Source organism: Microbulbifer mixtoriginis (SeqCode), from assembly GCF_052466715.1.
The window spans coordinates 2,158,361-2,171,304 of the sequence record NZ_CP174288.1 but is presented as its reverse complement, the minus strand read 5'-3'; the positions used below and the strand labels follow the sequence as shown (position 1 = coordinate 2,171,304).

Genomic DNA, 12,944 nt, shown 5'->3' with positions numbered 1-12,944 from the left:
GAGCTGCGCTGGCTTTCAACACACATTGAGAGCATCTGATCACTAGTAATAAGAATAAACCCATAAAGAGGCAGCAAATTGTGAGCCAATTAAAGCGGGGCTTAGGCTGTAGGGTTGGTCAGGCTGAGAACAGGTCAAGGTACGGAATTAAGAATTTTCCCTGGCAGTGAAGCTTTGTGTCTGGCGGGAAAGGCGTATACGCATCTGTTTTTCGATCTCGATAATGACAAACAGCGCCACGCCAATCGCAACGATCAGAATGCCATCAAAAAGTGGCACTGCCTCAGTAGCAAAGACTTCCTGCAGGAGTGGGACATAGGTAATGGCAAATTGCCCCAAAGTGACCATGATGACTGCCATCCACACCACTTTGGTGCCGCGCACTGCCTTCCAGGTGAGAGAGGTGCCATACATATTGCGAATAAAAAACAGGTGGAAAATTTCCATTACCACCAATGTATTCATGGCCATGGTTCGTGCCAATTCCAATGAGTAGTGTTGCTGAATGGCGTAGGTATATATTCCGAATACGCCACACAGGAATAAGGTACTAACTAATGTGATATGCCATACCAGTACACTGGTAAGGAGCGGTTGGTCGCGCAACCGGGGTGGGCGGTGCATGGTATTTTCTTCTGTGGGCTCAAAGGCGAGCGCAATACCAAGCGTAACCGCGGTAATCAGGTTCACCCAAAGTATTTGGATCGGTGTTATCGGCAGTACCATGCCAAAGAGCAGCGCCACAATAATGGTTGAGGCTTCCCCTGCGTTGGTGGGCAGCGTCCAGCTAATCACTTTTTTTATATTGTCATAAACTGTGCGCCCCTCACGGACCGCAGCGCCGATGGAAGCGAAATTATCATCGGCTAGAACCAGCTCGGAGGCCTCTTTGGCAGCCTCTGTTCCCCCCCGGCCCATGGCAATACCCACATCGGCGCGTTTTAAAGCGGGGGCATCGTTTACGCCATCGCCAGTCATTGCCACAGTCATATCGTGGGCCTGCAATGCGGTTACCAGCCGCAATTTATGCTCAGGCCTGTTGCGGGCGAAGATATCCACCTTCAGGACTTCTGCCGCCAATGCCGCGTCATTCAGGTTGTCGATATCCACTCCCGTTAGGGCTTTGTTAGGCCGCTGCAAGCCTATCTGCTGACCGATGGCTTTTGCGGTCGCGACATGATCGCCGGTAATCATCTTCACTCGAATACCCGCGCCCCTACACTCTGCAACTGAGGTTATAGCCTCCTGACGGGGTGGATCGATCAATCCCACCAAGCCGAGAAGAGTCATAGTTCCCTTCACGTCTGAGTGCTCCAGCACCGTGTGCTCTGGCTTTACCTCTTTTGTGGCGAGCGCCAAGACACGCTGTCCCAATGCCGCCACCTCCTCGGTCTTTTGTCGCCAGTAGGTCTCCATCAGCGGTTCGCAGCCTCCATCCTTGCTGCGATAGGTTTTGCACATTGCCAAAACCTGTTCCGGCGCACCTTTAACGGCGATCAGTGCATGATTCTCATGGTTGTGGTTTAGGCTGGCCATAAACTTATGCTGTGCATCAAAGGGGATAATATCGGTACGGGTCCACTGCTTGCGTACCTCCCCGCTATTCATTCCCGCCTTTGCTGCGAAGGCCAGTAAGGCCCCCTCCATGGGATCACCCTCGACAAGCCAGTTGTCATCCTCTTTTCTGAGCTCGGCGTCATTACAAAGAACCGCGACACGGGCTAACTCCTGCAGTGGGTTTGGGGCTGACATCGCTACCGGCGCGCCGCCGAGCATGACTTCACCCCGCGGTTCATAGCCTTCGCCCTCTACTTCATAGCGTTGTGCGCCTGTAACTACTGTGGCGACGCACATCTCGTTGCGGGTGAGAGTCCCGGTTTTATCGGTACAGATTACCGATACTGATCCCAGGGTTTCGATTGCCGGCAGGCGCCGGACAATGGCGTTGCGCCGTGCCATCGCCTGGGCCCCGACCGCTAATGTGATGGTTAGAACTGCCGGTAAGCCCGCGGGAATGGCCGCAACCGAAAGCCCAACAATGGCCATAAACAGTTCATTAAAATTGTGCTGCAATACAAACAGCCCAAAGGCGAAGATCAACGCAGCAACGGCCAGAATAAAAAGGGCCAGCCATTTGGCGAAGAAACCCATCTGTTCAACCAACGGAGTGGTTAAAGTTTCAACACTGGCGAGCATGCCACTGATATGACCGATCTCGGTCTCTGCTGCGGTGGCCACTACTACCCCCACTCCCTGCCCACTGGTGACAGTGGTTCCGCTATAGGCTAAGCAACTACGGTCCCCCAAGGGGGTATCGGTGTTAACCGGATCGGTATTTTTTTCTACCGGGATGGATTCCCCGGTCAGGATGGCCTCTTGGACCTGCAGACCGTGCGTTTTTAACAGCCGCAAGTCGGCAGGCACTTTGTCACCAGCCTCAATGAGCACAATATCGCCGGGTACCAGTTTCTCTCCCTCCACAGTGAGCCGCTGATTGTTGCGGAGGACTGCGGCACGTGGAGCCAGCATGTGGCGGATAGCATCCATGGCCCTTTCCGCCTTACCCTCCTGAGCAAAGCCGATAATCGCATTGACGATAACCACCGCCAGGATGACCCCGGTATCCACCCAGTGTTGTAGTAGGCCTGTGATAAGTGCCGCTCCGAGCAGGACGTAGATCAGGAGGTTGTTGAAATGGGAGAAGAAGCGCCGCAGAAACCCTTTGCGAGCTGGTGCTGGCAGGCAGTTAGGCCCGTAGGTTCGCAGTCTTAGCGCAGCTTCGTCCTCACTGATTCCGGCCATACTGGTCTTCAGCTCGGAGAACACCGTATCTGCGGACATTGAGTGCCAGTTTTTCTCAGGACTTGTCTGAAGCACGGTTCACCTTTATCGGATTACCCTTCACAGTTTTCGACTGAGCTTAGCAATGAATAGTCATGCATTTAGACTGGGAAGCTTAGTAAAAATCAAGCCAGCCGCTTGCTGTGACAAAACGCCACTGCCAGCTAATCGCGCTCTAGCATTTAGTTTAAGCAGAACTTTACCTTGTATACCCTGGCCGGGAATCTGGGCAAGAACTAACATTGAAATGAACAGGGCCAGGGAGGTCGAGGCTGTCATCAATGCTACCAGAGGGTGTTTATTATTTTCCTCTTGCTTTGTATGGGCCTTGGTTTCAAGTAATAACTGCTATCCCTTTATGCTGCGAGCAGATCACCTTGCAGCCCCATAAATAACTCATTCGGTAACCTTTCCCCTCGGCTCGCTCTTAGTCTACTACTCAGACGATCCAATACGAATTGAAACTGCTCATCTGTTACTTTATTAAAGTCGGTATCCTTTGGGAAATACTGTCGAATAAGGCCATTAGTATTTTCTTTGATCCCCCTCTCTCAGGATTAATATGGGTGGGCAAAATAACTATCAGCTTCTAAGCCTTTTGCAATTGTTTCATGAGAGGAATATATGAGATATACCAAACCTTTCAGAGGTTGATGGGGCCTCGAAGGCTTGGGTAAATCCAGGCTGTCAAAGAAGTGCAGTACACTTACATCGATAGCGTTGCTTCCCGTTAGGTATACTCCTTTCCCAGCAGGATAATATCCAAACTCGAGCAGTGAAAATAGCTAACACCATAGGACCAAAGATGTTCCGTTTTATATTGGCATTATTTTGCATTGTCTAGGAGATCATAAAGTTTCATCATTAGGCTATTTTAAAGTTGTTCAGCCATTAACTCCATTTGTAGTGCCTAAAATCTTGTACTCTTTAGAACTAATAAAGAGCAAAAAAGTTAATTATTTGAGAAAAATCCAGATAAAAATACTGACTTTTAATAGCAATGGTGAGTGGTTAGCTTTCATTTGGTAGAATCAAAGAGAACTGGGCAAACTGGCTGGTTCCATCGTCGTTGTCGGCAGCAAGGAATCCTCCAACTTGTCCATTTTTGGAGGATTGAATAGCTATTGATTCAATTTTACTATTCAACACCTGCCCGTTAACCGTAACTAAGTAAGCCGCACTGGTTAGATCTAGTTTGTTAGAAGTTGAGAGTTTACCTATAGGTACTGCTATAACAAAGCTGCCTAATATACCTTCCCTATGGGCATCAACAGAAGCTGTGATAAACATATTACGGCTTGTAGGGTCATAATCTGCCCCTGAAAGGGTGGCTAAGTGGCCATCCAGTTTGGGTAATAATACGGTTTGTACATTAACACTTGGGATGGCTGTACTGTCACCAACAAGGTAAGCGATAAATTCTTGATAAGAGAATGAGAAGATCAGGTTTGGTCCATGTGAGCCCCGGTTAAATAGGTAAACATGAGAGCTGTCGTGGGCCAATCCTTCAATATTAATTTTCTGTGTTTTGGTTAGCTTGGCGATTGTATGTAAGTGGCGGTATAGAGGGCCAATATCACGCCATTCAACATTATTATCATCAATAGATAGCAGCATCGCTTTTTCTCGTAAATTGGGCTGAGTGCCAGAACCTAGTGCTATTAAGTGGTTCTGCCCACTTATAGTAAACATATCCATGGCTTCAAGATCTGGCTTAAACTTGCTTTTGATACGGCCATCTCTAACTTCAGATGTTTCAAATACAAGCTGTTTTAGCTGCGGCGAAAAGTCAGAATTGAGGGTAAATAGATAAGGTGAATCATCCCCAACAACATATAGCCTATCTCGAATCCAAAGTTGTGCTGAAGCTGAAGGGAGTGCATTTAAAGTAAGTGGTGATGTGACCGAGAGGCTAGCTTGTGTACTCTCCCCGAGCAATATAGAGCACAAACATAAAAACTTTAAATATCTGTTCATTGTATTTTATTACCCGTTCGATTTTCTAATGGCAAACCTACTTGTTGTATTGATGGAGAAATTAATGAATCTCCGTATATCAGAAACACTGAGGTTGGCTATACACTTCCACTTGTAAAGCACAATTAAACACCATATGGTAAGTTGCAAGCATAATTTTTGAGATAAGTTTCATTTTCTTTCTTCTTTTTTTTAGTTCTTGGTCCACTTCGGTTGGTTGTTAATTGCACTGTTAAAAGTATGTTGCAATTATATCCAGCTCAGCGTCCGAACAGCTCGGCAGGAAAAACTTCCAGCCTCCTAGTGTCAGTGATTCGATTAAGTTTCTTAAACACTTTACTGCCAGACATAAAGCTTGAAGAGCATCAATTCCATATGCGTACTCGCTAAAACCAAGCTCCAAAATCTCTACCTTACAGCGGTAGTCGTTCATTTTTGACTCGGGATCTAGCTCTGCCCCACTCACCTTAATAGTGATATTCATCTCGATTCTATCGCTTTTTTTAATGACGTACGTACTACTTATCATATCGAGACTCACTGGCAGATAGATTAAAAACAGAGACTACCGAAACCGCCAAAGAAGAACTAAATAGGCAAGAGATGTGCGATAGCATCCAAAGCCATGCTCAATATTCCAAAAAGATATTTGCAAATTCGATTTTAGTATATACTGGATTTTTATGATTGTCCATATAGACAGGAAGCGTGGAGTCAATGGCCAAAAACTCTTTTGTAGGGTGAGTAGGCTTGTAGATCGCTGCAACCGATCTTGTCGGGAACTGGATAAGATGATGGGGGAAGCTTAGCTTGAATATTAGGTCATGGAGAGCATGCCCCCCCGGCTGCACTAAGCCTCAAAATATTGTGTCGGCTAATGTCCGCTTCTTGCTGATCACGGGCAGCACTTCTACTCCCGCTACCTCAATTCCCCGGGTAGTATCCACCCATACAACTCGGTGGATTGGTAGTGAGGGCCTTAGTAGGCCTGTACCTGTATGCCTAGCTTAAAACTCTGTATTCGGCTCACTTCGCCAGTTTGTTATATATCCAAGCAATAACAACTCCGGCAATGTAGCCGTCAACAAATCCCCACACTGCGCCGATGAGGGCACCAATAAAAGTTGGTGCATAGCCAATATAAAGTGACGAAAGCGTAACGACGAGTTCTAAACCCCAGCCAAACATGGCTGTGATACCACTGAAAAAGACATAGATTGCCCACAGTACACCAATTGCAACACCCAAAGCGTTTGGAGCACATTGGTTCATAGGGGCCTCTCCTACACCAAACAAAATAAATACTATTAAGTATTGATGGTAGCAAAGGGATGGCACATTTAGTCAGGCTTAGACGACGTGATGAATATTCCTGTTAACAGATTCTAGGCAACTGCTCTCCTGGCAAGCGCTGTAACAGGCAATCACAGCCCAGGCTGTTTTTTAGAATAACCTGGGCACTGGGCTTGCCATTGACTTTCCCAATAATTGCACAGGATGCCCCTACCCGTTCCTCTCTTAGGATAGCGCTGGCCTGATCAGCGTACTCTGCGGGAATAAATGCAACGAAACGCCCCTCGTTGGCCACGTAAAGGGGGTCTAGGCCCAGCATTTCACAGGCTCCGTAGACTGATTCGCAGACTGGGATCTGCGCTTCATCCAGTTCGAAGGCCTGCCCACTGGTTTCGGCCAGTTCCACCAGGGCCGTCGCGAGACCACCGCGAGTGAGATCCCGCAAACAGTGAAGCGGAATACCGCCCTGGAGCAATGCTGAAACTGCGGCATTGAGCGGGGCGCAGTCACTGGTGAGTGCAGTTTCGAATTCCAATCCCTCACGGCTTGCCATAACGGTGATGCCGTGTCGGCCAATATCCCCGGACAATAGAATTCTGTCACCTGGGCGGATATAACTGGGGTCTACTGGGTGATTACTCAGCAAGCTACCCACTCCACTGGTATTGATATAGATACCATCGCCCTTGCCTCTCTCCACGACCTTGGTGTCCCCGGTAACCAGCTTTACACCGGTTTCCTCGGCTGCGCCAGCCATGGATTGCAGCACTTTTTTTAATGTGTTGAATGGCAACCCTTCTTCCAGTATCAAGCTGCAACTCAAGAATTTTGCCTCGGCACCGCCCATGGCCAAGTCATTGACGGTTCCGTAAACGGCCAATTTGCCGATATCCCCACCGGGGAAAAACAATGGGGTAATTACAAATGAGTCGGTGGTGAATACCAGGCGATCAGAATCCCAAGGCAAGGTAGCGCTGTCGTGGGCTTGGTCGATCCAGGTGTTTTTGAACAGAGGTTGGATAAACTCCTTCAGAAGTTGCTGGGTCATCTCGCCACCACTGCCATGCCCCAGGCGGATACTGTCCTTATTGGTTGTTGGGAGAGGACATTGAAGATTCACGGGTTTTTACCTGTTGGCTATAGCGGTGGTAGGCGGAGCAGGCACCCTCGGAGGAAACCATGGGGGCGCCCAGGGGGTGGTCTGGGCGGCAGGTTGTGCCGAAATGGGGACAGTCGCCGGGCTTTTTGAGGCCGAGCATAATGGCACCACTCATACACTGGTGTTGCTCCCGGGGTTTGATCTCTGGCAATGCAAATTTCTTTGTTGCATCGAGATCTGAAAACTCTTCAGCAAGTGCCAAGCCACTCGCTGGAATTTCACCCAGGCCCCGCCAACACTGAGCAGAAACACTAAATACATTGTTCAGTAACACTTGTGCCGGGCGGTTGCCGGTTCGCTCTACCGCTCTTAGATACTGGTTTTCCACCTGATAACTGCCCTGCTCTAATTGGCGCAGGCACATCAATAAACCTTCAAGAATATCCAGGGGTTCAAAGCCGGTAACGACAATCGGCACCTGATACTTTTCGGCAAGGGGCAGATAGCTTTCGTAACCGGTTATTGAGCACACATGACCAGCGGCAAGAAATCCCTGCACACGTGTATCCTTGGCGGCGCATATAGATGCGATGGCAGGTGTCACTAAAAACTGGGAAACCAACAGGGAAAAATTCTTAAGCGACTTTTGTTTGGCTTGGGTGGCAGCCATGGCATTAGCGGCTGCGGTTGTTTCAAATCCTACGGCAAAAAAGACCACCTGCTTTGTGGGGTGGCCCTCGGCAATCTTCACCGCCTGTAGGGGGGAATAGATAATGCGAATGTCGCCACCATTGGCTTTCACATCGAGCAGGCTGTGTTCTGACCCGGGTACTCGCAACATATCGCCAAAGGAACAGAAAATCACTCCCGGTAATGCAGCGATGGCAATGGCCCGATCAATGGTCTCCAGGGGGGTCACACAAACCGGGCAGCCCGGTCCATGAACCAACTCTATTGCTTGCGGTAGTAACTGGTCGAGGCGATTCTTAACGATGGCGTGAGTCTGCCCACCGCACACTTCCATAATCGTCCAGGGGCGCGTGGTTTCTTTGCGAATTTCTGTGGCTATCTTTTGAATAGTTTCGCTCTGGCGGTATTCATCGACAAATTTCACGGCATCACTCCTGGCCGCTCGGCCCGCTCAGGGATTCCAGGTCGCGAAAAACACGTTCGGCTTCTTCTTCCCGTATCTGACTGATGGCGATACCCACATGGACTACCACATAATCGCCAACGCCGGCATCTGGCACCAGGGATAAGTTGACTTGCCGGGCTATGCCGCCAAAACGTACCTTGCCCAGGCGTTCCAGGGGGGAATTGTCTGAGATCTCTTCAATAAGGCCGGGAATACCTAAGCACATGCCCACTTAATCCCCCGCAGGTTGTCCGGCTGCAGCCATGCAGTGGGCATAGTGAAGTTGCCCAAGAGCAATACCGCCATCGTTGGGGGGGACCTGGCTGTGGCAATGCACGGTAAATCCCCGCTCACGCAGCAGTGTCGCGGTGCGTTCCGTTAGTCTTCGGTTTTGGAAAACACCGCCGGAGAGAAAGACCTGACGCTCTCCGATCTCACTGACCACTGCCAGAATCATATTTGCCAAGGTATTGTGGAAAGCCGCAGCCCGCTGCGGCAGCGACTTACCTTCATCGTGTATCAAGGCGCTAATACAGGGGGCCCAGTCCAGCTCCCACTTGCTTTGACGCTGATACAGGTCGAATGGATAGCTGTCACTACTCTGAATTCCTCGGGCACTATGTTCCAGCACCATGGCAGCCTGCCCTTCATAGCTCGACTGGCTACACAGCCCCAATAGTGCGGCCACTGCATCAAACAGGCGCCCAGCACTGCTGCACAGAGGGCTGTTGACCTCACCTTCCAGCATGGTGACCAGGTTACGGCGCTCACTGCGGGTAAAGCAGCGCTTGAGCAGCTGGTGTTGCAGCGCCATATATCCAGAAATTTCATATAGCAGGCCCGCCGCAGCCCGCCGTGGTTCGCGCACGGCTTTTTCTCCACCTGGCAGGGGAAATGTGCGCAGGCTGGCGATGTGTTCCACATGCGATTTACCGTCCCAGAGGAGGAACTCCCCGCCCCTCACTATGCCGCTGCTGTCATAGCCAGTGCCGTCCCAGCAGACGCCAAGTGCGGCACCACTGTGACCGTGTTCGGCCATGCAGGAAAACAGATGGGCAACATGGTGTTGTACCCCCAGGCGTGGAGCCTGCTGTTGCAGTGCCCAGCGGTGAGAGCTATAGCCTGGGTGCTGGTCGTGGATCAGCGTTTGCGGCCGGCGCTGTTGTAAACCAGTGAGGTCCGCAATTGTGCGGTCAAAGTGCACAATTGCGGTGGCGCTAGCCAGGTCGCCAATATGTTGGCTCTGATAAATCCAACCATTGTGGGACAGTGCCACGGAATTTTTTAAATCTGCTCCCAGGGCTAAATAGGATTGCGTGAGTGCCTGTTGTGACAGTTTTGCCTGGGTAATGGGTAGTGGGGCATAGCCGCGTGCACGGCGTAACATCAAGGGGCGGTCTTCTACTACGCGCAGTACCGAGTCATCCAATGGCCTCACTATGCGGCGGTTATGCAGTAAAAAACAGTCGGCAATTTTGCCAAGGCGCCGCAAAGCCTCCGTATTTTCAATGCAAATTGGCTCTTCAGCCAAATTGCCGCTAGTGGCGACAAGGGGGGCCGCATACTCTTCAGCAAGTAGTAGGTGCAGTGGTGAGGCTGGCAACATCACCCCCAGATCTGGTGAACCCAGCGCTACCAGCTCGTGTACTCTGGCATTCGCTTCCGGTTTTGCTTCTAGTAGTACGATGGGGCGTGCCGGGGAAGTAAGCAGTTTTGCCTCCAACTCCGAAATCCGGCAATCACGTCGTGCTGCCGATAAAGAGCTATACAACAGGGCAAAAGGTTTGTGTGGGCGCTGCTTGCGTTTGCGTAATGTCTGTAATGCCTGGCTATTGCCGGCATCTACCAATAGTTGGAACCCCCCTACACCTTTCAACGCAACAACTTTTCCACTGGCCAGGTTGGCGAACGTCTCATTCAAAGCTGCCAGGCCGGTGAGAAGCACCTTGCCTTTGCTATCACAGAGCTGCAGCTGTGGGCCACATTCTGGACAGGCATTGGGTTCGGCGTGAAAACGGCGGTCTTCGGGATTGGTGTATTCAGCTTGGCATTTGGCGCATTGAGGAAACTGATCCATTGCAGTGTTGGCGCGATCATAGGGCATCTTATCAATGATGCTAAAGCGTGGGCCGCAGTGCGTGCAGTTGATGAATGGGTATTTGTGCCTGCGGTTACGGGAATCCTGTAATTCGGCCTGGCAGGAGTTACAGGGAGCTATATCTGGCAGCACCAGGGTAGATTGTGCGGCGGCAACGGTGCTTTCTCGAATCTGAAAATCGCTGTCACCCTCGGCATGAATTACCTCACTATCAATACTGAGTATCAGGCTGTGCGGCGGCTTTTCCAGAGGCAAACGCTGCAGGAATTTCTCGATGCCTGTGCTGTTTCCCTCAACCTCCAATTGTAATCCACCACTATGGTTGGCAACCCAGCCGGTCAGTTGGCAATCCCGCGCCAAGCGATAAATATACGGTCGAAACCCTACGCCCTGTACCAGGCCTTTAATCGCTAGCCGACGACGCTCATTGTCCATCACTGGCCTCAAATTGCAGATTTTCCAGGATAATGTCCTGGGCTTCGGCATGGTGAATATCGGTGAGCTCTTCAATTTCCAGTTGCAATCCTTCCAGGCTGGTCCCGAAAGTTGCCTGTTCGAAATGTTCCCTTAGATGAGGGGCGGATATATGTGCTAGGGCACCTAGGCGCAGCTTGGCACCCACTACCCTGGCGCCTTCGTTCTCGGCAAGTTGCTGTATTTTTTCGATCAGATTGCTGATCAAGGACTGTTCATGCATCACTGGTCTCCGTTGTCAGCTTTGTCCGTTATCGCCTTGTAGAAACGCAAGTAGCTCCTGCTCGGCACGCTCCGCGCCTAACCTCACTGCGGCAGTGAGATGATCACAGGAGCTGATGTTCTCGGCACAGATGGAAAAAATTTCCAGCCTGCGGGGCAATGCCCCCAGCACTCTGCCCAAGTCGATCGCTTCTCTGAGGTTAAAACCGTGGCTGGAGGTCGTGCAGTTACTGGGCGCGATAATATCGGCCAGGCCATCGGCTCGGATTAGTTCGCCCGATTTTTGCTCATCGGACAAAATTGCATCTACCAGGCAGACCTGACGATCTTTCCAATGCCCCACAAGGGTTACCATGTCATTGCCGCTCTCCAGAAAATCTGCGCTTCCTTTTAATTGGCTGCGCAGCTTGTCGAGCAGATAGGGCCCCACACCATCGTCTCCCCGGAAGCGATTGCCAAGGCTGACCAGCAGCCAACGCTCAGGAGATTCTTTTTGGCTCATGTTGCAAATGTAGCTGCAGGAAATGGGTTGAGCAGGAAATACAGGGGTCATAATTGCGAATGGCGCGCTCACATAAACCCTGTAATTGTTGCTCGGGCAGGTGCATGAATTTTGGCAGCATCAGGCGTAGATCATCTTCGATAGTTTTTTGATTTTGAGAGGTGGGAGCGACGATCTTGGCAAAAGTAATTTTGCCTTGCTCATTCATGGCGTAGCGGTGATAGAGCAGTCCGCGGGGGGCCTCGGTAGCGGCACAGCCACTAGCCTCTCTAGGTTCTACAGCCAGGTAGGGTTCATCGGGGGGGTGAAACGTATCGATAAGGCGCAGTGCCTCTTCCAGGGCGTAGAGTACTTCCAGGCAGCGCACCACAATACTTTTGAAGGGATTATTGCAGGGTGCTCGGAAACCCAACGCCTCGGCAAGGCTTCTCACTTCTCCTGAGAGTTGGGAGTAGTTGAGGTTGTAGCGCGCCATGGGCCCGACAAGGTAGGCGCCCCGCTCGATCAATATACTGTGCAATGCTGTACTGTGCGGTACCTGCTGTTCGCGAAAATATTTTTCGTAGTCCTTTACCGAAATATCTAGCCCGCGATTGGAAACAATACGCCCCTCATTCATGGGGTATTCACTGGGGTTGGACAGGGCGACGCATTCATAGGACTGCTCACAATGGGGAAATGGCAGACCCGCCGCCCAACGCGTCATGAGTTCTGCCAGATTGTGGGCTTCTAACAATTGGGGGCGCAGTGCTTGAAAGGACTCCAGGCTGGGCACTCGATAAAAGCCCCCTACGCGCACGTTGATTGGGTGGACCTCCCTACCCCCAAGCAGACGCACCAGCGCATTTCCAGTTTTCTTGATTTCCAACGCCCGTTGTACAACCTCTGGGTGGTCTTTGGCCATGGCCACGGCATTGGGATAGCCGAGAAAGTCCGGTGCATGCAACATGCTGATATGCAGCATATGGCTTTCGATCCACTCTCCACAGTAGAGCAAGCGGCGCAAATTTCTCAGGGGTTCAGTAGGAACCAGACCCAGCGCGTTCTCCATGGCGTGCAGCGCGCTCATTTGATAGGCCACTGGGCAAATGCCGCAAATACGGGCGGTGATATCCGGTGCTTCGGTGTAATCGCGCCCCCGCAAAAAGGCTTCAAAGAAGCGTGGGGGTTCAAAGATCTTTAATTGTACTTCGTGCACACCATGATCGTCGTAGCGTATATAGAGCGCACCCTCGCCTTCAACGCGTGCCAAATAATCGACTTTGATGGTTTTACTTTTACCGGCCATTAGTTGCTCTACCCG

The 12,944-nt window shown here is 50.8% G+C and carries 11 protein-coding genes and 1 pseudogene; all 12 read right to left on the bottom strand.

The annotated features are described in order from the left end of the window. Positions 1-147 precede the first annotated feature (147 nt). Positions 148-2,877 carry a cation-transporting P-type ATPase gene (locus ACJJH9_RS09590; RefSeq protein WP_444925077.1) on the bottom strand — a complete coding sequence of 910 codons (2,730 nt, stop codon included), beginning with the start codon at positions 2,875-2,877 and terminating at the stop codon, positions 148-150. Between the two features lie 320 nt (positions 2,878-3,197). Beyond that, positions 3,198-3,455: pseudogene (locus ACJJH9_RS09585) on the bottom strand (IS30 family transposase); the annotation flags it as partial. Positions 3,456-3,852: 397 nt separating this feature from the next. Further along, entirely contained in the window at positions 3,853-4,818 is a 966-nt protein-coding gene (locus tag ACJJH9_RS09580) for a DUF6929 family protein (RefSeq protein ID WP_444925076.1), read from the bottom strand. Between the two features lie 232 nt (positions 4,819-5,050). Next, entirely contained in the window at positions 5,051-5,302 is a 252-nt protein-coding gene (locus ACJJH9_RS09575; protein WP_444925075.1) for a DUF6968 family protein, read from the bottom strand. Positions 5,303-5,844: 542 nt separating this feature from the next. After that, positions 5,845-6,090, bottom strand: a complete 246-nt coding sequence (locus tag ACJJH9_RS09570; protein ID WP_444925074.1) for a bacteriophage holin — start codon at positions 6,088-6,090, stop codon at positions 5,845-5,847. Between the two features lie 103 nt (positions 6,091-6,193). Further along, a complete protein-coding gene (gene hypE / locus ACJJH9_RS09565; protein WP_444925073.1) occupies positions 6,194-7,231 on the bottom strand; it encodes a hydrogenase expression/formation protein HypE in 1,038 nt (345 codons plus the stop codon). Then, on the bottom strand, positions 7,197-8,324 hold the full coding sequence (gene hypD / locus ACJJH9_RS09560; protein WP_444925072.1) for a hydrogenase formation protein HypD: 1,128 nt from the start codon (positions 8,322-8,324) through the stop codon (positions 7,197-7,199). The genes hypE and hypD overlap by 35 nt, the downstream gene beginning before the upstream one ends. A gap of 4 nt (positions 8,325-8,328) precedes the next feature. Next, a complete protein-coding gene (locus ACJJH9_RS09555; protein ID WP_444925215.1) occupies positions 8,329-8,571 on the bottom strand; it encodes a HypC/HybG/HupF family hydrogenase formation chaperone in 243 nt (80 codons plus the stop codon). A gap of 6 nt (positions 8,572-8,577) precedes the next feature. Then, complete coding sequence (gene hypF, locus ACJJH9_RS09550) at positions 8,578-10,878, bottom strand: carbamoyltransferase HypF (RefSeq protein ID WP_444925071.1); 2,301 nt, start codon at positions 10,876-10,878, stop codon at positions 8,578-8,580. Beyond that, positions 10,868-11,140 (bottom strand): hydrogenase/urease maturation nickel metallochaperone HypA, encoded by a 273-nt coding sequence (locus ACJJH9_RS09545; protein ID WP_444884905.1) that lies wholly within the window; start codon positions 11,138-11,140, stop codon positions 10,868-10,870. Before ACJJH9_RS09545 ends, hypF begins: the two co-directional genes overlap by 11 nt. Positions 11,141-11,155: 15 nt before the next feature. After that, positions 11,156-11,641 (bottom strand): hydrogenase maturation protease, encoded by a 486-nt coding sequence (locus ACJJH9_RS09540; protein WP_444925070.1) that lies wholly within the window; start codon positions 11,639-11,641, stop codon positions 11,156-11,158. Beyond that, complete coding sequence (locus ACJJH9_RS09535) at positions 11,619-12,929, bottom strand: Ni/Fe hydrogenase subunit alpha (protein ID WP_444925069.1); 1,311 nt, start codon at positions 12,927-12,929, stop codon at positions 11,619-11,621. The genes ACJJH9_RS09540 and ACJJH9_RS09535 overlap by 23 nt, the downstream gene beginning before the upstream one ends. Between the last annotated feature and the right edge of the window lie 15 nt (positions 12,930-12,944).

What these genes read in the sequence shown, in the direction of transcription:
- ACJJH9_RS09580 (WP_444925076.1), bottom strand. Translation starts at nt 4,818, where the DNA reads ATGAACAGATATTTAAAGTTTTTATGTTTGTGCTCTATATTGCTCGGG.
- ACJJH9_RS09575 (WP_444925075.1), bottom strand. Translation starts at nt 5,302, where the DNA reads ATGAATATCACTATTAAGGTGAGTGGGGCAGAGCTAGATCCCGAGTCA.
- ACJJH9_RS09570 (WP_444925074.1), bottom strand. Translation starts at nt 6,090, where the DNA reads ATGAACCAATGTGCTCCAAACGCTTTGGGTGTTGCAATTGGTGTACTG.
- ACJJH9_RS09555 (WP_444925215.1), bottom strand. Translation starts at nt 8,571, where the DNA reads ATGTGCTTAGGTATTCCCGGCCTTATTGAAGAGATCTCAGACAATTCC.
- hypF (WP_444925071.1), bottom strand. Translation starts at nt 10,878, where the DNA reads ATGGACAATGAGCGTCGTCGGCTAGCGATTAAAGGCCTGGTACAGGGC.
- ACJJH9_RS09545 (WP_444884905.1), bottom strand. Translation starts at nt 11,140, where the DNA reads ATGCATGAACAGTCCTTGATCAGCAATCTGATCGAAAAAATACAGCAA.
- ACJJH9_RS09540 (WP_444925070.1), bottom strand. Translation starts at nt 11,641, where the DNA reads ATGAGCCAAAAAGAATCTCCTGAGCGTTGGCTGCTGGTCAGCCTTGGC.
- ACJJH9_RS09535 (WP_444925069.1), bottom strand. Translation starts at nt 12,929, where the DNA reads ATGGCCGGTAAAAGTAAAACCATCAAAGTCGATTATTTGGCACGCGTT.